Below are 18717 nucleotides of genomic sequence, written 5' to 3' on the forward strand. Positions count from 1 at the left end.
TCCGCCCGGCACCCGCCCCGCCGGTCTAATGAGGCCCGGCAGGACGGAGTCCGATGCACGAGATGTCGATCGCCATGGCCGTCGTGGACCAGGTGGCGGAGGCGGCCCAGGCCGGAGCGGCCCGCTCCGTGAGCCGCGTGGAGCTGGAGATCGGGGAACTGGCCGGTGTCGTCCCCGACGCACTGGCCTTCTCCTTCGGACTGGCCTGCACCGCGACGCCCCTGGAAGGCGCCGAGCTCGTCACCCACGCCGTGCCGGCCCGCGCCCGCTGTGCCTCCTGCACGGGGGAGTGGGCCGTCGGCATGCCCCCCGACCTGCGCTGCCCCGACTGCGGGAAGGCCACCGCCGTGGAGCTCCTGACCGGGCGCGAACTACGGATCCTCCGCGTGGTCTGGGAGGACGCCCCCGCCCCCGCCCCCGAACCGATCCCCGAGGAGGCCTGAGCCGTGTGCCGAGTGGTCGACCTGCGACAGGCGGTGCTCGCCAAGAACGACGGGGCCGCGCAGGCCCTGCGTGACGAACTCACCGCCCGCGGAACGGCGGTGGTCAACCTGCTCTCCAGCCCGGGGAGCGGGAAGACCGCCCTGCTGGAACGCGAACTGACCCTCGCCCGCGAGCGCGGCGTGCCCGTGGCCGCGCTCACCGCCGACCTCGCCACCGAGAACGACGCGGTACGGCTGGCCCGTTCGGGCGCGCCGGTCCGACAGGTCCTCACCGACGGCCTCTGCCACCTGGAGGCCCACATGCTGGGCCGCCACCTCGACGGCTGGCTCCCCGAGGACACCCGGCTGCTCTTCGTCGAGAACGTCGGCAACCTGGTCTGCCCCGCCTCGTACGACCTCGGGGAGTCCCTGCGCGTGGTGCTCGCCTCGGTGACGGAGGGCGAGGACAAGCCGCTGAAGTACCCGACCGCCTTCGGACTCGCGCAGCTGGTCCTGATCACCAAGACCGACATCGCGGAAGCCGTCGGGTTCGACGAGGACGCCTTCCGGGAGAACGTGCAGCGGGTCAACCCCGGCGTGGAGGTGCTCCGCACCTCCGCCCGCTCCGCCGAGGGCACGGGCCTCCTCCTGGACCACGCCCTGCGCACCGCCGCCGGCACCCGCCCCCACACCCCGGTGATGTCCCGCCACGTCCCGGGCCACACCCACCCGCACGGCCCGCACGACCACGGCCCGGGGCACGACCACGACCACGAGCACGGTCCGGGGCACTCGCACGGCCCCGGCCACGCCCCCGCGCAGGCACACGCCCACGCGCAGGCCCACACCCACGGACCGGGCCACACCCACCCCGGCCCCGGCCACGCCCCCGGGCGCACCCACGGCCCCGGGCACGTCCACGGCCCCGGCGCCGGATACGTCCACGACCACACCCCCGGACGGCCCGCCGGCTCGGAGGAACCCCGCTGATGGACGCGGCCGCGGAACGCCGCCGCGTCACCGTACGCGGCGTGGTCCAGGGCGTCGGCTTCCGCCCCTACGTCTACACCCGCGCCACCGGACTCGGCCTCGCCGGCCACGTCACCAACACCCCCGAGGGCGTCGTCGCCGAGGTCGAGGGCGCCCCCGCCGCCGTCGCCGCGTTCTGCGCACGGCTCGCCGCAGACGCCCCGCCCCTGGCCGTCGTCGACACCGTCGACCACCACCCCCTGCCCCCGGTCGGCACCACCCCCGGCGAGGGCTTCACGATCATCCCCTCGCGCTCCGGCGGCCCCGCCCGCACCCTGGTCTCCCCGGACGTCGCCACCTGCGCCGACTGCCTCGCCGAACTCGCCGACCCGGCCGACCGCCGCCACCGCCACCCGTTCATCACCTGCACCCACTGCGGGCCCCGCTTCACCATCGTCACCGGACTCCCGTACGACCGGGCCCACACCACCATGGCCCGCTTCCCGATGTGCCCCGACTGCGCCCGCGAGTACGCCGACCCCGCCGACCGGCGCTTCCACGCCCAGCCCGTGGCCTGCCCCGCCTGCGGACCCCGGCTGCGCCTGCTCACCGGGACGCCGCCCCGCGAGAGCACCGCCGCCGACCCCGTCGCCGAAGCCCGCCGGCTCCTCGCCGAAGGGGCGGTCCTCGCCGTCAAGGGCCTCGGCGGGTACCACCTCGCCTGCGACGCCACCCGGCCCGCCGCCGTCGCCGCACTGCGCCTGCGCAAGGCCCGAGGGGACAAGCCCTTCGCCCTGATGGCCCGCACCCTCGCCGACATCGGGCACCTCGCCGAGATCGGCCCCGCCGAACGCGCCCTGCTCACCGGACCCGAACGGCCCATCGTGCTGCTGCGCCGCCGCCCCGCGGCGGCCGCCGCCCTCGCCGCCGAAGTCGCCCCGCGCAGCCCCGACCTCGGCGTGATGCTCCCGTACACGCCCGTGCACCACCTGCTGCTGGGCCTGCCCGGCGACCCGCCCGGGCCGCGGCTCCTCGTGATGACCAGCGGCAACCTCTCCGGCGAGCCCATCGTCACCGACGACGCCGAGGCCCTGGAGCGCCTGGGCCGCCTCGCCGACGCCTGGCTCACCCACGACCGCCCCATCCACGTGCCCTGCGACGACTCCGTGGTGCGCGTCTGCGACGGCGAACCGATGACCCTGCGCCGCTCCCGCGGCCACGCCCCGCTGCCGCTCGCGCTGCCCGTCCCCGTCCAGGCGACCCTCGCCGCCGGCGGGGACCTGAAGAACGCCTTCTGCCTCGGCGAGGGCCGCCGGGCCTGGCTGTCCGCGCACATCGGCGACATGGACGACCTGGCCACCCAGACCGCCTTCGCCGGCGCCGAACGGCAGCTGGAGTCCATCACCGGAGTGGCACCCGCCCTGTTCGCCGCCGACCGGCACCCCGGCTACCGCTCCACGGCGTGGGCCGTCCGGCACGCGGGAGCCCGCCCCCTGGTCCGCGTCCAGCACCACCACGCCCACATCGCCTCCGCCATGGCCGAACACGGCCTGGACGGCGGCCGGCGCGTGATCGGGATCGCCTTCGACGGCACCGGCTACGGCGACGACGGAGCCGTCTGGGGCGGCGAGGTGCTCCTCGCCGACTACACCGGGCACACCCGCTTCGCGCACCTCGCGTACGTCCCCCTGCCCGGCGGCGACGCCACCGTGCGGCGCCCCTACCGGATGGCCCTGGCCCACCTGTGGGCCGCCGGCCTCGACCGGACCCCCGACCTGCCCCCCGTGGCGGCCTGCCCGCCCGCCGAACTCCCCGTACTGGAACGCCAGCTGGAGCGGGGCCTGAACTGCGTGCCCACCTCCAGCATGGGGCGCCTCTTCGACGCCGTCTCCTCCCTGGCCGGCGTCTGCCACCTCGCCGGGTACGAGGCACAGGCCGCCGTCGAGCTGGAGGCGGCCGCCCTCGCCGCCCCCGCCGGCGACCCGCACCCCGGCTACCGGTTCGCCCTGCGTCCCCCGCCGCCCGGCCCGCCGGGCCCGTACACCGCCGACCCGGCGCCGGTCCTGGCCGCCGTCGCCACCGACGTACGGGCGGGCACCGCCCCCGGGACGGTCGCCGCCCGCTTCCACACCGCGGTCGCCGCCCTCGTCGCGGACGCCTGCCTCGCCGCCCGCGCGGAGCACGGCCTCGACACCGTCGCCCTGACCGGCGGTGTCATGGCCAACACCCTGCTCTCCGGCACCTGTTCACGGCTGCTGCGGGAACACGGCTTCACCGTGCTGCGCCAGCACCGGGTCCCCCCGAACGACGGGGGACTGGCCCTCGGCCAGCTCATGGTGGCGGCGGCCACGGCCGGCCGCGCCACGGAACAACCACAGCAAGGAGGGGCCCATGTGCCTGGCGGTACCCGGCAGGGTGATTGACATCGGGGAGAAGGACGGCACCCGCATGGCCACCGTCGACTTCGGCGGCGTCGTCAAGGAGGTGTGCCTGGAGTACCTGCCGGACCTGGAGGTCGGCGAGTACGCCATCGTCCACGTCGGCTTCGCCCTCCAGCGCCTGGACGAGGAGTCCGCGCTCAAGACCCTGGAGCTCTTCGCCGAACTCGGCATGCTCCAGGAGGAGTTCGGCGACCCCTGGGAGCAGGCCGAACAGTTCGGCGGCGCCCCCGGTCCGGAGGCACCCGGCCACGGAGACGTCCCGCGGGAGGCGGCGCAGCAGTGAAGTACATCGACGAGTTCCAGGACCCCGCCCTCGCCCGCCGGCTCCTCGACGACATCCACGCCACCGTCACCCGGCCCTGGGCGCTGATGGAGGTCTGCGGCGGCCAGACCCACACCATCATCCGGCACGGCATCGACCAGCTCCTGCCCGAACAGGTGGAACTGATCCACGGGCCCGGCTGCCCCGTGTGCGTGACCCCGCTCGAAGTCATCGACAAGGCCCTGGAGATCGCCTCCCGCCCCGGCGTCATCTTCTGCTCCTTCGGCGACATGCTCCGCGTCCCCGGCACCGGCCGCGACCTCTTCCAGGTGCGCGGCGAGGGCGGCGACGTACGCGTCGTCTACTCCCCCCTCGACGCCCTGCGCATCGCCCGCGAGAACCCCGACCGCCAGGTGGTCTTCTTCGGCATCGGCTTCGAGACCACCGCACCGCCCAACGCCATGACGGTGTACCAGGCGAAGAAGCACGGCATCACCAACTTCAGCCTGCTCGTCTCCCACGTCCGGGTCCCCCCGGCCATCGAGGCGATCATGAACTCGCCGAGCTGCCGGGTCCAGGCCTTCCTCGCCGCCGGCCACGTGTGCAGCGTGATGGGCACCGCCGAGTACCCCGCCCTCGCCGCCCGGTACCGGGTCCCCGTCGTGGTCACCGGCTTCGAGCCGCTCGACATCCTGGAGGGCGTACGCCGGGCCGTCCGTCAGCTGGAGCGCGGCGAGCACACCGTCGACAACGCCTACGCCCGCGCCGTCCGCCCCGAGGGCAACCCGGCCGCCCTCGCCATGCTGGAGGACGTCTTCGAGGTCACCGACCGCGCCTGGCGCGGCATCGGCACCATCCCCGCCAGCGGCTGGCGGCTCTCCGCCCGCTACCGGGAGTTCGACGCCGAACACCGCTTCTCGGTGACCGGGATCGACACCCGGGAGCCGGCCGCCTGCCGCAGCGGCGAGGTCCTCCAGGGCCTGATCAAGCCGCACGAGTGCGAGGCCTTCGGCACCGCCTGCACCCCCCGCACCCCGCTCGGCGCCACCATGGTCTCCAGCGAGGGCGCCTGCGCCGCGTACTACCTCTACCGGCGCCTGGAGATCCCGACCGCCAAGACGGCACCGCTGGAGGCGACCCCCGTTGTCTGACACCGCACTGGACGTCTCGGGCTGGACCTGTCCGGCCCCCCTGCGCGACCACCCCCGCGTGGTGATGGGCCACGGCGGCGGCGGCGCGCTCTCCGCCGAACTCGTTCGGCACGTCTTCGCCCCCGCCTACGGCGGCGAGGCGCTCGCGCAGCTCGGAGACTCGGCCACCCTGACCCTGGGCGGCGCCCGGCTGGCCTTCTCCACCGACTCGTACGTGGTGCGCCCGCTGTTCTTCCCCGGCGGCAGCATCGGCGACCTCGCGGTCAACGGCACCGTCAACGACCTCGCCATGAGCGGGGCCGTGGCCGCCTACCTCTCCTGCGGGTTCATCCTGGAGGAGGGCGTCGAGACCGCCACGGTGGCCCGCATCGCCCAGGCCCTCGGCGCGGCCGCCCGCGCGGCGGGCGTGGAGGTGGCCACCGGGGACACCAAGGTCGTCGAAGTGGGCCACGGCGACGGCGTCTACATCAACACCTCAGGCATCGGCCTCGTCCCCGAAGGAGTGGACCTGCGCCCGCAGCGGGTCGTCCCGGGCGACGTGGTCATCGTCAGCGGGGACATCGGTCTGCACGGGGTTGCCATTATGAGCGTCCGCGAGGGCCTCGGCTTCGAGGCGGACATCGTCAGCGACTGCGCGCCGCTCGGCGGACTCGTGCAGTCGATGCTCGCCGTCACCCCCGACCTGCACGTGCTGCGCGACCCCACCCGGGGCGGCCTGGCCGCCGCCCTCAACGAGATCGCGGCCGCCTCCGGCACCGGCGTGGTCGTCCAGGAGGGCCGGGTGCCGGTGCCCGAGGCCGTCGGCAACGCCTGCGCGATCCTCGGCCTCGACCCGTTCTACGTGGCCAACGAGGGCAAGCTCGTCGCGTTCGTCCCCCGCGAGCACGCCGACGCCGTCCTCGACGCCATGCGGGCCCACCCGCTCGGCCGCCGGGCCGCGGTGATCGGCGAGGCGGTCGAGGACCACCCCGGCCTCGTCGTGGCCCGCACCGGTCTCGGCGGCACGCGCGTGGTCGACCTGCCGATCGGGGAACAGCTGCCCAGGATCTGCTGACCCCGGCCCGCACCGGACCCCTGACCCGGCCCCGGCCGGGTCAGGGCAGCTCGGGGATGAAGGGCAGGAACTCCTCCGGGCCGTCCCACGGCACCACCACGTAGCTCGCCTCGGGCAGCTCGTTCCACACGCCCGGCAGGTCCCCGAGCGGCTCGGACACCACCAGCCGCGTCGCGTCGGACACGGCCCGCAGGTACGGCAGCTCCGGGTACAGCTGCCGGACCGTGTCGGCCCGGCTGCTGTAGTACAGCGAGCGGGACGTGCCCTGGCTGGAGTAGCGGAAGGCCCACACGCGCTCGCCCTCGCTGACCGCCACGGTCATCTGCAGCGGGTCCGCGACCCCGTGCTCCTTGCCGAGCCGCTCCACCAGGCCCGCCATCCGGGCGACCGCCCCGGGCGGGTCCTGGTCCAGGCCGAAGGTCACCGCCAGGTAGAACATCACCTCGGAGTCCGTCGAACCCTCGATGCAGGGGAACAGCGCCGGGTCCACGGCCATGCACAGGTCGCGCTGGAGGCGGGCGAAGTCGGTGATCGCGCCGTTGTGCATCCACAGCCACCGGCCGTGCCGGAACGGATGGCAGTTGGTCTGCTGGATCGCCGAACCCGTGGAGGCGCGCACGTGTGCGAAGAACAGCGGCGAGCGGACGTGCGAGGCCAGCTCCCGCAGGTTCCGGTTGTTCCACGCCGGACCGATGTCCCGGAACACCGCCGGGGTGCCGTCCCCGTCGGCGCTGTACCAGCCGATGCCGAAACCGTCCCCGTTCGTGGACTCGACGCCCATCCGCGCGTGCAGGCTCTGCTCGATCAGCGAGTGTTCCGGCTGGTAGAGGACGGCGTCGAGGAGCATCGGCGAGCCGGAGTAGGCGAGCCATCGGCACATGTGCACCATCCCTCTCGTGCGCCACTGCGTCCGAGCGTAACGCGCCCGGCGGCCGCACGGCCTGCCGTCGCGCCGGGCGGGTGGCGCCGTGCGGCCGGCGCGACGCCGGCCGACCCGGCGCGGCCCCCGGGCGCCGGACACCCGCGGTGAGCGGCCGGTCCTCTGCGTGACCGGCCCGGCCCGGGACCGCCTACCGCCGCCCGCCCGCGTCGTCCGGCCAGCCGTACCCGGTGCGCGGGGCCTGCGGTACGGCGCCCAGCGCGGCCAGGTCCCGGTCCGCGGCCCGGCTCAGCTGGCCCGCCAGGTCGCGCATCGCCCGGCTCGCCGCCAGCTCGTCACCGATGGCGGGTACCTCCACGTCCTGCGGGTTGCACCGCGCCCGGCCCCGCCCGACCAGGGTGTCCTTCCCGGTCTCCAGCACCGCCCGGGCCTTGGTCGTACCGTCCTCCTCGATGAGGTAGACGCCGACCTTCCATTCCTCGGCGTGTGACATGGCGTGCCTCCTGACCTCCCGGAGCTCCTGCTCCCAGGATCTCACCAGGACACGTACAGCTCCTGCGGCGACCGGTGGACCAGGGTGGGCCGCATCCGGGGCGGCCGCTCCCCGTCCAGCCGCAGACCCGGCAGCCGGCGCACGAACAGGTCCAGCGTCAGCCGCAGTTGCTCGCGGGCCAGCCGGGAGCCCGGACAGCCGTGGGGCCCGTGGCCGAAGGCCAGGTGCGGCCGCCCGGCGGCCCCGCGCGCGATGTCGAACACCCCGGCGCGCTCGTGGCGGCGCTCGTCGCGGTTGGCCGACCCGTACGCCACCAGCACGGTCGCCCCGGCCGGCAGCCTGGTCCCGGACAGCGTCACCGGCCGGGTGGTGCGGCGCCGGAACGCCTGGACGGCCGCGTCGTGGCGCGCGGCCTCCTCCACCGCCGCCGGGACCAGCGACGGGTCCGCGCGGAGCATCCGCCACTGCCGCCGGTCGCCGAGCAGGTGCATCAGGGCGGTGGAGATGAGCGCGCCGGTGGTGAGGAAGCCGGCGATCAGCAGGTTCTGCAGGTTCGCCACCAGCTCGTGGCGCTGCTCCACGGTCAGCTCGCCCGTACCCGGGGCCAGGGCCCCGACCATGGCCGAGCAGAGGTCGTCCCGGGGCTCGGCGCGCCGCGCGCGCACGTAGCCGTCCAGCAGGTGCTGGAGGGCGACCACGTCCTCGGCGGCCGCCACCTGCTCCGCCATCGGCAGCGGCCGGAACAGCAGCTCCTCCGCCCGGTAGCCGCCGTGCACGGCCGCCGGCACGTCCGCCGGGTCCAGCCCGATCAGCCGCCCGATCACCAGCCCCGGCAACTGCCGGGCGTACGCCGCCACCAGGTCGGCCGGCCCGTGCGCGGGCAGGGCGTCCACCAGCTCCCGCGCGCAGCCCCGGGCGTGCGGGAGCAGCGCGGCCACCCGGGCGGCGGACAGCCCCCGGTTCAGCGGGGCCCGGTGCCGGCGGTGGGCGGCGCCGTCCGAGGAGACGACGGTGGGCCGCGGTCCGAACCCGCCTGCCAGGACCCCGAGGACGGCGTCCGGGAGCGCGACGTCGGGGGTCAGGGAGTTCACCGAGGAGAAGTCCTCCGCGCGCAGCAGCACCTCCCGCACGTCCCGGTCGCGCGCCACCAGCCAGGCGTCGAAGGCGGGCAGGTACGTCAGCCCCGCGGCCCGGCGGGCCCGGGCGTAGAGCGGGTACGGGTCGCGGTACAGCTCGTCGCGCCAGGCGTGGTCCGGCGCCCGCTCGGGCGGGGTCATGCGGGCCTCCCGTGGGGCGAGGGCGCGAGCCGTGCCGGGGCCGGGCCGTCCGGCCGGACCGTGAGGCCGTACGCGGCACCCGGCGGAACGGAGTCGAACACCGGCACGTGCCGGGGCAGCAGCAGCTCCAGCACGGCGGTCGACTCGCGCAGGGCGAACTGCGTGCCGAGGCAGGCCCGGGGACCCATGCCGAAGGGCAGGTAGGCGCCCTGCCGGGACGGCCGCCCGCCCGGGGTGGTGAACCGCCGCGGGTCGAAGCGCTCGGGGTCCGGCCACAGCTCCGGGTCGCGGTGCGTGAGGTACGGGCACACCAGCAGGTCCGTCCCGGCCGGCACGCGGTACCCGGCGAGGGTGTCGGCCGCGGCCGCGTGCCGGGGCAGGATCCAGGCCGACGGGTAGAGCCGCAGCGTCTCGCCGACCAGCGCCTGCACGGCCTCCCGGCGCTCCGGCGAGCCCTCCGGGCCGGCGGCGAGGGCCTCCTCCCGGGCGGCGGGGTGGCGGTCCAGGAGCAGGTACAGCCAGGTCAGGGTGGTGGCGGTGGTCTCGTGCCCGGCGACCAGCAGCGTGACGAGCTCGTCGCGCAGCAGCCGGTCCGTGTACTCGGGGTACGACGCGGAGGCGTCCACCAGCACCTGGAGCAGCCCGGGCCCCTCCGGCCCCTCCTGCCGGTCCCGGGCGGCCGCCACGGCCCGACGGGCCACCGCGTCGATCCGGGCGAGGTCGGCGGCCACCTGTCCCCGGGCCTCCACCCCGTCGGCGGGCAGGCTCGGCAGCGCCGCCACCACGGCCGCCACGGCGGTGAGCTCGTGCGCGGTGCCGTCGTCCAGGGGGTGGCCGGTGAGCGCGCGCCAGATGGTGTCCAGGGCGAACCGGCGCATCTCCTCGCCGACGTCGAAGACCTCGCCGCTGCGCGCGTACCCGGCCCAGCGCTCCGCCGTGGTGCGGGCCGCCGCCGCGATCCGCCGTTCGTAGCGGCGCATGCCCGTACCGGTGAACTGCGACTGGAGGAGCCGCCGTTGCCGCTTCCACGCGTCCCCGGTCGCGGCGAGCAGCCCGTCGCCGATCAGCAGGCGGGCCCGGTGGGAGCGTTTGACGTACCCGTCGGGATGGCGGGCCAGCACGTGCTGCACGGCCTCCGGTCCGGTCACCAGTACGGTGGGCTCCGGCCCGATCCGGACGGCGGCGAGGCCGCCGAGCCGTGCGCGCGCCAGGCCCAGCAGCTCGATCAGCGGGCCCCCGCCGGCCCGCCACCGCTCGACGTCGGCGGCGTCGAGCTCCGGCACCGGCGGGGCGGACCGCCCGGCAACGGCGTGTGCGGCCAAGGTTGTTCTCCTGTCCGGCAGACGTCCGGCCGACGTCGGGCAGCACGGACTGTACGCGGGCGCGCGCCCGTGCACGAGGGCGCCTTGAGCCGACCCGGCATGGCCGACACGCCGCGCCACCGGCCCACCGGCCACGCGCGGCCGGGGCGCCGAGCACGGCGACGCCCCGGGCCGTGCCGGCCCGGGGCGTCGCGGTCAGGTGCCTCAGACCAGGTCGAACCGGTCCAGGTCCATGACCTTGGTCCACGCGGCGGCGAAGTCCTGCACGAACTTGTGCTTCGCGTCGTCGCTCGCGTACACCTCGGCCACCGCCCGCAGCTCGGAGTTCGAGCCGAAGACGAGGTCGGCGCGGGTGCCGGTCCACTTCAGGGCACCGGTCGAGGCGTCACGGCCCTCGAAGGTGGTCTGGTCCGCGGAGGCCGGCTTCCACGTCGTGCCCAGGTCGAGCAGGTTGACGAAGAAGTCGTTGGTCAGCGTGCCGGGGGCGTCGGTGAACACGCCGAGCTTGGACTGCTGGTGGTTCGCGCCCAGGACGCGCAGGCCGCCGACGAGGACGGTCAGCTCGGGGGCGGACAGGTTCAGCAGGTTCGCCCGGTCGACCAGCAGGTACTCGGCCGGCAGGCGGTTGCCCTTGCCCAGGTAGTTGCGGAAGCCGTCGGCGGCCGGCTCCAGCGCCGCGAAGGACTCGACGTCGGTCTGCTCCTGCGTGGCGTCCACGCGGCCCGGGGTGAAGGACACCTCGATCTCGTGACCGGCGTCCCGGGCGGCCTGCTCGACGGCGGCGGTGCCGGCGAGCACCACCAAGTCGGCGAGGGAGACCCGCTTGCCGCCGGTCTGGGCGGAGTTGAAGGACTCCCGGACGCCCTCCAGGACGCGCAGCACCGCGGCGAGTTGGTCGGGCTCGTTGACCTCCCAGCCGGCCTGCGGCTGGAGGCGGACACGGGCGCCGTTGGCGCCGCCGCGCTTGTCGCTGCCGCGGAAGGACGAGGCCGCCGCCCAAGCCACGGAGACCAGCTGGGACACCGTCAGGTCCGAGCCGAGGATGCGCTCCTTGAGGGAGGCGATGTCCGCGGCGTCGACCACCTCGTGGTCGAGGGCCGGCAGCGGGTCCTGCCACAGCAGGGTCTCGGACGGGACCTCGGGGCCGAGGTAGCGCACGACGGGGCCCAGGTCGCGGTGGGTCAGCTTGAACCAGGCGCGGGCGAAGGCGTCCGCGAACTGCTCCGGGTGCTCCAGGAAGCGGCGGGAGATCTGCTCGTAGGCCGGGTCGAAGCGCAGCGAGAGGTCCGTCGTCAGCATCGTCGGCGCGTGGCTCTTGGAAGGGTCGTGGGCGTCCGGGATGGTGCCGGCGCCCGCGCCGTCCTTGGCCACCCACTGCTGGGCGCCGGCCGGGCTGGTGGTCAGCTCGTACTCGTAGCCGAAGAGGTTCTCGAAGAAGTTGTTGCTCCACCGGGTCGGCGTCGTGGTCCAGGTGACCTCGAGGCCGCTGGTGATGGTGTCGGCGCCCTTGCCGGAGCCGTACGTGCTCTGCCAGCCGAAGCCCTGGGCCTCCAGCGGGGCCGCCTCGGGGTCGGCGCCCACGTGGTCGGCGGGGCCGGCGCCGTGCGCCTTGCCGAAGGTGTGGCCGCCGGCTATCAGCGCGACCGTCTCCTCGTCGTTCATCGCCATCCGGCGGAACGTCTCGCGGATGTCGCGGGCCGCGGCGAGCGGGTCCGGGTTCCCGTTCGGGCCCTCGGGGTTGACGTAGATCAGACCCATCTGGACGGCGCCGAGCGGGCCTTCGAGCTCGCGGTCGCCGGTGTAGCGCTGGTCGTCCAGCCAGGTGGTCTCCGGGCCCCAGTAGACGTCCTCGTCGGGCTCCCACACGTCGGCGCGGCCGCCGGCGAAGCCGAAGGTCTCGAAGCCCATCGACTCCAGGGCGACGTTGCCCGTGAGGATCAGGAGGTCGGCCCAGGACAGGCTCTGCCCGTACTTCTTCTTCACGGGCCACAGCAGCCGGCGCGCCTTGTCGAGGTTGGCGTTGTCCGGCCAGCTGTTGAGCGGCGCGAAGCGCTGCTGACCGGCGCCGGCGCCGCCGCGGCCGTCGCTGATCCGGTAGGTGCCGGCGCTGTGCCAGGCCATCCGGATCATGAAGGGGCCGTAGTGGCCGAAGTCGGCCGGCCACCAGTCCTGCGAGGTGGTCAGGACCTCCTCGATGTCCCGCTTCACGGCGGGGAGGTCGAGGGTCTTGAAGGCCTCGGAGTAGTCGAAACCCTCGCCGAGCGGGTTGGCCACGGCGGGGTTCTTGGCGAGGATCTTCAGATTGAGGCGCTCGGGCCACCACTGGCGGTTTCCGCCGCCCTGGGTGGGGTGGGGGGCGCGCTCGTGCGCGACCGGGCAACCGCCCGCACCCTGTGCCTCGACGGCTGCGTCATGGTTCTCAGACATGCAAATCCTTCCGGACCAGGCGGGTCACGCTGTTCAGGAACGGTCTTCTCAACCCTTGGCTATCAACGCGTCAGATCCTACGATGGACACAGTCCAAGTCAAGACGCAGACCAAGCCCGGATTCCGAGGTTCCAGCGGACCTCCGGAATCCCGGGCGGCCCGTCGAACCTGAGAGGGTGAGCCGACATGAGCGACCTGCTGGACCGGCTGCGCAGGCGCGGCTGGCGTCTGACGTCCCAGAGGCGCGTCGTCGCGGAGGTCCTGGACGGCGAGCACGTGCACCTCACCGCGGACGAGGTGCACGCCCGGGCCGTGGACCGGCTCCCCGAGATCTCCCGCGCCACCGTATACAACGCCCTGGGCGAGCTGGTCGCCCTCGGGGAGGTGGCGGAGGTCTCCACCGACGGCCGGGCGAAGCGCTACGACCCCAACGCGCACCACCCGCACCACCACCTGGTCTGCTCCGGCTGCGGCCTGATCCGGGACGTCCACCCCGCCGGGAACCCGCTGTCCGACCTCCCGGCGGGCGAGCGCTTCGGCTTCTCGGTGTCCGGTGCCGAGATCACCTACCGGGGCCTGTGCCCGTCCTGCACCGCCTGACCCCCCGCCCGGCTCGACCGGGGCTCCACCGGACCTCCGGCGGAGCCCCGACGCTTGCCCAGGCCGTCTCTTCCGGATCTCGCTCCCCCAGCTACCGCTGGGAGGTGCCCCCAGACCCGCGCCGCCCGGCACCGCACCTCGCCGCGTTGGCGGAGCACCCCAGTACGTCCAGTACAAGGGCGCCCCGCCAACGCGCCGATGCACGGCACCGGACGACGCGGGCTTGACCGGCAAGATCCGGAAGAGGCGGCCTAGCGGAACGCGGCGAACGCCTTGGCGAAGGCCAGGGGTTCCTGGAGGATCGAGCTGCAGGTGGCGTCGGCGTGGTCCAGGGCGCCCGCCGGGCACTGGCGGTCGCGCGCCGACGACCACATCGCCAGCCGCCCGATCCCCTTCGCCTGGGCGAAGCGCACGAGCTCGGTCGCGTCCGCCACCCCGAAGACCTCGCTCGCGACGTCGTTGACCCCGATCATCGGGGTGACCGCCAGGGCCTTCCAGGCCGCCGCGTCCGAGAGCCCGAGCACGCCCTTGAGCTGGGCCTGCGTGGCGGTCGCCGCCTGCACCGCGTACTGGCCCATGTCCCCGGAGTACGCCGGTCCGTAGTCCATCGCCATGATGTTCACGGAGCCGATCCGCACGCCGTTCTTCGCGGCGTCCGCCAGCAGGGCCACGCCCGGCTGGGTCAGCCCCTCCGGCATCACCGGCAGGGTGAAGGCCACGTCGAGCCCCGGGTGGGACTTCTGCAGCCGGGCTATCGCCTGCGCGCGGCGCGTGTTGGCGGCGGTGTCGGGCAGGGCGGCGCCCTCGATGTCGAAGTCGACCTTGGTGAGCCGGTACGCGTCGACCACCTTCCCGTACGCGGCGGCCAGCTCGTCGACGGTGGCGCAGTTCAGGGCCAGCTCGCGCCCGGCGGCCCCGCCGAACGACACCCGCACGTCGCCGCCGGCCTTGCGCAGCGCGCCGATCTGGGACGCGACCCGGTCGTCCGCGAGCTGCGTGACGCCGCCCCACAGCGGCGAACAGCCGCCGCCGGCCGTGACGAAGGCGAGGTGGAACTCCTTGACCCCGGTCCTGCTCGCGGTGTCGAGGAGGTCGTACGCGGGGTACAGCGAGGTGTCCACGTACGGGGCGAACCGCGCGCCGCCGGCCGGGGCGCCGGTCGGCGCGGGGGAGGGCGGCACCGCCGGGGACGCGGTGGCGGTGGCCGTGGCCGTGGCCGTCGGAGCGGCCGTCGGTGCGGCGGTCGGCGCCGTCGTCGGCCGGCCGCTGGGCAGCGGCGTGGCCCCCTGGTCCACCGAGCACTTGACGTCGTTGATCAGGCAACGCGTGGGGTCGCCCGGCGTCCCCGCACCCGCGCCGCTCGCCACGAACCCGACGGTGACGGACGCGCCCGGCGCCAGCACCCCGTTCCAGGCGGCGGGCTTCACGGTGACCCGCTGCCCGTCGACGGTATGGGTTCCGTTCCACAGCGAGCCGATCCGCACCCCCGCCGGCAGGTCGAACCGGAGCGTCCAGCCGGCCAGCTCCCGGCCGGTGTCGTTGGTGATCACGTACTGGGCGGTGTAACCGCCGCTCCAGGAACTGGACTTGGTGTACACGGCCCCGACGGACGTGGCCTGGGCGGTACCGGTGAACGCGAAGGCCGCGCCACCCAGCACCGCCGCCACCACGACCGCACCCGCGGCCTTCGCCCTGCCGCTCGCCCTGCGCCGGTGTCCGCCCGTGCTGCTGCCCATGGAGTGCCTGCCTTCGTATGACGGGGAGTGGGATACGGGGCAGCACGCTAGTCGCCCCGAAACGGACATCCGTTCGTTTCGGGGCGGCATCGGCGAACCTTAGGTTCCGCTTAAGGTGGCGGAAAGGGCGGCCCAAGGAAAGGGGCCCGACCACGCGGAACGCGGCACGGCGGGAACCCCGCCGTGCCGCGTCCGACCCACCCGGCTGTGATCCGCCCTCAGCCGATCTGGTCGTAGTTGTACTGGCCCTTGTACTGCGGGGCCCAGACCTCCGGCCAGGGGGTACTGGTGCTGCCGCAGGCGCCGAGGACCACGGGCGAGCGGCGGCCGGTGTCCCGGATGCACTGCCCGGTGCTCGCCTCCACGATCTCCCAGCGGTTCGGGTAGGCGTCCGTGCCCCGGTACGCCCACGTGAAGGTGGAGCAGCCCCACCCGGTGGCCAGGACCATCGCCGTGCCGGGCGCGGTGCCGCCGCCCTGCGTGCCCAGGCAGTAGACGCCGAACGCGCCGATGGTGAAGTTGCCGTTGCCCACGTTCTGGAAGTGGAAGCGCTGGTGCAGCGCCTCCTTGCAGTCGAAGGTCTGGATGATCGTCCCCTCCTGGGGACGCCCGCCGCCGCGGATGTCGAGGCACTTCCAGCTGACGGCGGCCCGCAGCTCGTAGGTGGCCGCGTCGCGGAAACTCGTCGTGTACCGGATGCCCGGGTTCTCGGCCGCCTGCGCCGGCGACACCGGCAGCAGCAGGACCAGCAGCCCCATCAGGGCGGCCACCGCGCCGCGTCCGCCGAACCGGCCCAACGTTCGCACCACTCGCTCTCTCCTGTCGTCAGGACGTCGTTGACGCGGAGAACGTAACGAGAGCCGCCGAGGGCCCGGTACCCGCCCTTTCAGGGGGGTGTCCGGGTCCGGGTGCCCGGCTCAGGCGGCGGTCCAGCCGCCGTCCATGGGCACGGAGGTGCCGGTGACGTGGCCCGTGTGGGGGCCGCAGAGCCACAGGGCGACCGCCGCCACCTCCTCGGGCTCGATCAGCCGCTTGATCGCGGAACCCCGCAGCAGCACCTCGGCGACCACCCGGGAGGCGGGGATGCCGTGCGCCTCGGCCTGGGCGGCGATCTGCCGCTCGACCAGCGGGGTGCGGACGTATCCGGGGCTCACGCAGTTGCTCGTCACCCCGTGCGGGGCGCCCTCCAGGGCGGTGACCTTGCTGAGCCCCTCCAGCCCGTGCTTGGCGGTCACGTACGCGGACTTGAAGGCGCTGGCCCGTAGCCCGTGGACGCTGGAGATGTTGACGATCCGGCCCCAGCCCCGCCCGTACATGTGCGGCAGGATCCGCCGCAGCAGCAGGAACGGGGCGGTGACCATCACCTTCTGGATGGTCTCGAACCGCTCGGGCGGGAAGTCCTCGATGGCCGCCACGTGCTGGAGCCCGGCGTTGTTGACGAGGACGTCGGCCTCGGCGGGCAGCCGGCCGATCGCGTCGGGGTCGGCGAGGTCGGCGGCGTGGGCCGTCCCGCCGACGAGCTCCGCCACCGCCCCGGCGGCCCGCGCGTCCACGTCGACGACGTGGACGAAGGCGCCCGCGCCGGCGAGCGCCACCGCGCAGGCCCGCCCGATGCCGCTGCCGCCGCCGGTCACCATGGCCACGCGTCCCGCCAGGACGGCGCCCGTTCCACCGGATGAGGTGCTGATCTCGCTGGTCATGCCCCGAACGTTAAGGACGCCCGGGACCCCGTGCCGATGTGCGCCGCCGCCACACTCGGCGGCCGCGCCGTGGCGGCGGGCACCACACCGGGCCGACCCGGGGCGCGGCGGGCGCGCCCCGGGGCCGTTCCTCCTACTGGTGGGGCCGCCAGTTCGGCAGGCCGGCCGACGAGGGACGCCAGGCCATCACCTGGGCCAGGTGGCGCAGGATCTCCTCTGCCTCCCGCCGGACCTGACCGGGTACGTCGCCGCGCTCGCGGACGAGCTGGGCGTAGATCGGCGCATCACTGCTGGTGCTGCTCACTTAGGATTCACTCCCCTGAAGCCGGCACCGCGGGCCGGGCGGCACAAGTGTAGGCGGCGGCCTGGCGGCAGCCGAACAGAGGTCGGTACGGGCGGAGATGGGCGGTCACGAGCACTGGGTCCCGTCCGCCGGAGCGGTGCCGTCGACGAGGAACGCGTCGACGGCCTTGGTGGCGCAGGAGTTCTTGCCGTAGACGCCGTGCCCCTCGCCCTTGACGGTGAGGTTGACGCCGACGCCCCGGCCGAGCGAGTCCGCCATGCGCTTGGCACCCTCGACGGGGGTGGCCGGGTCGCCCGTGTTGCCGATCACCACGATCGGGGCCGCGCCCTCGGCGGAGACCTGCGGCTTGTCGGTGGTGCCGCGGACCGGCCACTGCGAGCAGCCGAGCAGGCCCTCCACCAGCTCCGGGCCGAACACCGGGGAGGCCGCGCGGAAGGCGGGCTCCTGCGCCGCCTTCTCCTCGGCGGTGTACCGGCGGCTGGTGTCGACGCAGTTGATCGCCGCCTGCGCGGCGTTGGAGTTGTCGTAGCGGCCGTCCTCGCCGCGCCCGCTGTAGGAGTCGGCGAGGGCCAGCAGGACGTTGCCCGTGCCGAGCTGGCGCAGCTCGCCGAGGCCCTGGACGAGGTACTCCCAGGCCTCCTTGTCGTAGAGGCTGGCGGCGATGCCGGTGAGCGCGAGGTCGGAGGTGAGCTTGCGGCCGCCTTCGGTGGCGGCGGGCTTCGTCTTCAGCTTCTCCAGCAGCTCGGCGATCCGCTTGTTGCCCTCGGCGTCGCTCGGGCCGGTGGGGCAGTTGGCGGTGTACTTGTCGCGGCAGTACTTCATGGCGTGCTCCAGCGCCAGCTGGAAGCCCTTGGCCTGGCCGAGGCTGACCTGGGCCTCGTCCGCGGTGGGGTCGACGACGGCGTCGAACACGGTGCGGCCGACGTTCTTCGGGAACAGGTGGGCGTAGACGCCGCCCAGCTGGGTGCCGTAGGAGATGCCGAAGTAGTTCAGCTTCTGGTCGCCGAGGACCTGGCGCATCAGGTCCATGTCGCGGGCGGTGTCGGCCGTTCCGACGTGGGGGAGGAGCCGGGCGGACTTCTGCTTGCAGGCCTCGGTGAACTTCTTGAGGTCCTCCAGGGTGTTGCCGGTGCCGGGGTCCTCGTCGAGCGTCTTGTCGTCCAGGCAGAGCACCGGGGCGCTGCCGCCTACACCGCGAGGGTCGAAGCTGACCAGGTCGTAGGCCGCGTTCAGCTTCTTGTACTCCGCCGCCGCCTGCGGGAGCGTGGCGACGCCGGAGGCGCCGGGGCCGCCGAAGTTGTAGACCAGGGAGCCGATCCGCTTGCCGGCGTCGGTGGCCTTCTTGCGGATCAGGGCCACGTCGATGGTCTCGCCGGCCGGCTTGGCGTAGTCGAGCGGCGCCTTCATGGCGGCGCACTCCCAGGCCGCCCCCGGGGCCTTGCCGCCGCCCTGGGCCGCCGACGGCGCCGGGCAGGTCCGCCACTCGGGCTTCTGCCCGGTCAGGGCGGCCGGCAGGGCCGGCAGCGGGGCGGGTGCCGTGGCGGAGGCCGCCCCCGAGGGCTTCGCCGCAGCCGGAGCCTTCGCATCGCTGCCGCAGGCCGCCAGGGCGGGGACCGCCAACAGGGAGGCGGCGGCCAGGACCGCCGCCCGGACGGGGCGGCGTATGAGGTGGGGCATGC

17 protein-coding genes are annotated in these 18717 nt (G+C 74.5%); 7 read left to right on the forward strand and 10 right to left on the reverse strand.

Annotated features, from left to right (window positions below):
* Positions 1 to 53: 53 nt before the first annotated feature.
* Genes ACIPW5_RS09695 through hypE form a run of 6 tightly spaced genes read left to right on the forward strand, consistent with a single transcriptional unit; the run spans position 54 to position 6299 of the window.
* Entirely contained in the window at positions 54 to 443 is a 390-nt protein-coding gene (locus ACIPW5_RS09695) for a hydrogenase maturation nickel metallochaperone HypA (protein ID WP_401242727.1), read from the forward strand.
* A 3-nt stretch (positions 444 to 446) separates the two neighbouring features.
* A complete protein-coding gene (gene hypB / locus ACIPW5_RS09700; protein WP_401242730.1) occupies positions 447 to 1412 on the forward strand; it encodes a hydrogenase nickel incorporation protein HypB in 966 nt (321 codons plus the stop codon).
* Complete coding sequence (hypF, locus tag ACIPW5_RS09705) at positions 1412 to 3814, forward strand: carbamoyltransferase HypF (RefSeq protein ID WP_401242732.1); 2403 nt, start codon at positions 1412 to 1414, stop codon at positions 3812 to 3814. The genes hypB and hypF overlap by 1 nt, the downstream gene beginning before the upstream one ends.
* Complete coding sequence (locus ACIPW5_RS09710) at positions 3783 to 4115, forward strand: HypC/HybG/HupF family hydrogenase formation chaperone (protein WP_401242735.1); 333 nt, start codon at positions 3783 to 3785, stop codon at positions 4113 to 4115. The genes hypF and ACIPW5_RS09710 overlap by 32 nt, the downstream gene beginning before the upstream one ends.
* Positions 4112 to 5245, forward strand: coding sequence for a hydrogenase formation protein HypD (gene hypD / locus ACIPW5_RS09715; protein WP_401242737.1), 1134 nt, complete (start codon positions 4112 to 4114; stop codon positions 5243 to 5245). The genes ACIPW5_RS09710 and hypD overlap by 4 nt, the downstream gene beginning before the upstream one ends.
* Positions 5238 to 6299 (forward strand): hydrogenase expression/formation protein HypE, encoded by a 1062-nt coding sequence (hypE, locus tag ACIPW5_RS09720; protein ID WP_401242740.1) that lies wholly within the window; start codon positions 5238 to 5240, stop codon positions 6297 to 6299. Before hypD ends, hypE begins: the two co-directional genes overlap by 8 nt.
* A gap of 40 nt (positions 6300 to 6339) precedes the next feature.
* On the opposite strand, the gene ACIPW5_RS09725 is transcribed toward hypE, so the two are convergent.
* The 5 genes from ACIPW5_RS09725 to katG all read right to left on the reverse strand — a co-directional run bounded on the left by ACIPW5_RS09725 (position 6340) and on the right by katG (position 12698).
* Entirely contained in the window at positions 6340 to 7179 is an 840-nt protein-coding gene (locus tag ACIPW5_RS09725; RefSeq protein ID WP_401242743.1) for a class II glutamine amidotransferase, read from the reverse strand.
* 190 nt (positions 7180 to 7369) lie between these two features.
* A complete protein-coding gene (locus ACIPW5_RS09730) occupies positions 7370 to 7672 on the reverse strand; it encodes a DUF1876 domain-containing protein (RefSeq protein WP_401242745.1) in 303 nt (100 codons plus the stop codon).
* 41 nt (positions 7673 to 7713) lie between these two features.
* Positions 7714 to 8949 (reverse strand): cytochrome P450, encoded by a 1236-nt coding sequence (locus ACIPW5_RS09735; RefSeq protein WP_401242746.1) that lies wholly within the window; start codon positions 8947 to 8949, stop codon positions 7714 to 7716.
* A complete protein-coding gene (locus ACIPW5_RS09740; RefSeq protein WP_401242748.1) occupies positions 8946 to 10271 on the reverse strand; it encodes a cytochrome P450 in 1326 nt (441 codons plus the stop codon). Before ACIPW5_RS09740 ends, ACIPW5_RS09735 begins: the two co-directional genes overlap by 4 nt.
* Before the next feature lie 204 nt (positions 10272 to 10475).
* Positions 10476 to 12698, reverse strand: coding sequence for a catalase/peroxidase HPI (gene katG, locus ACIPW5_RS09745; protein ID WP_401242751.1), 2223 nt, complete (start codon positions 12696 to 12698; stop codon positions 10476 to 10478).
* A 186-nt stretch (positions 12699 to 12884) separates the two neighbouring features.
* On the opposite strand from katG, the gene ACIPW5_RS09750 reads away from it, so the two are divergent.
* The gene (locus tag ACIPW5_RS09750) at positions 12885 to 13298 is read left to right on the forward strand and encodes a Fur family transcriptional regulator (protein ID WP_401242752.1); all 414 of its coding nucleotides are present in this window, start codon (positions 12885 to 12887) and stop codon (positions 13296 to 13298) included.
* Positions 13299 to 13549: 251 nt separating this feature from the next.
* Here the strand turns inward: ACIPW5_RS09750 and ACIPW5_RS09755 are convergent, their stop codons facing one another.
* From ACIPW5_RS09755 to ACIPW5_RS09775, 5 genes are all read right to left on the reverse strand, one after another.
* Complete coding sequence (locus tag ACIPW5_RS09755; protein ID WP_401242755.1) at positions 13550 to 15034, reverse strand: cellulose binding domain-containing protein; 1485 nt, start codon at positions 15032 to 15034, stop codon at positions 13550 to 13552.
* A 218-nt stretch (positions 15035 to 15252) separates the two neighbouring features.
* Entirely contained in the window at positions 15253 to 15843 is a 591-nt protein-coding gene (locus ACIPW5_RS09760) for an RICIN domain-containing protein (RefSeq protein ID WP_401242758.1), read from the reverse strand.
* Positions 15844 to 15951: 108 nt separating this feature from the next.
* On the reverse strand, positions 15952 to 16734 hold the full coding sequence (locus ACIPW5_RS09765; RefSeq protein ID WP_401242760.1) for a 3-hydroxybutyrate dehydrogenase: 783 nt from the start codon (positions 16732 to 16734) through the stop codon (positions 15952 to 15954).
* Positions 16735 to 16867: 133 nt separating this feature from the next.
* Entirely contained in the window at positions 16868 to 17038 is a 171-nt protein-coding gene (locus ACIPW5_RS09770) for a hypothetical protein (protein WP_007262051.1), read from the reverse strand.
* 105 nt (positions 17039 to 17143) lie between these two features.
* Positions 17144 to 18715, reverse strand: a complete 1572-nt coding sequence (locus ACIPW5_RS09775) for an alpha/beta hydrolase (RefSeq protein WP_401242763.1) — start codon at positions 18713 to 18715, stop codon at positions 17144 to 17146.
* Positions 18716 to 18717: the final 2 nt, after the last annotated feature.

Source organism: Streptomyces sp. NPDC090077, assembly GCF_044747545.1.
GTDB lineage: Bacteria > Actinomycetota > Actinomycetes > Streptomycetales > Streptomycetaceae > Streptomyces.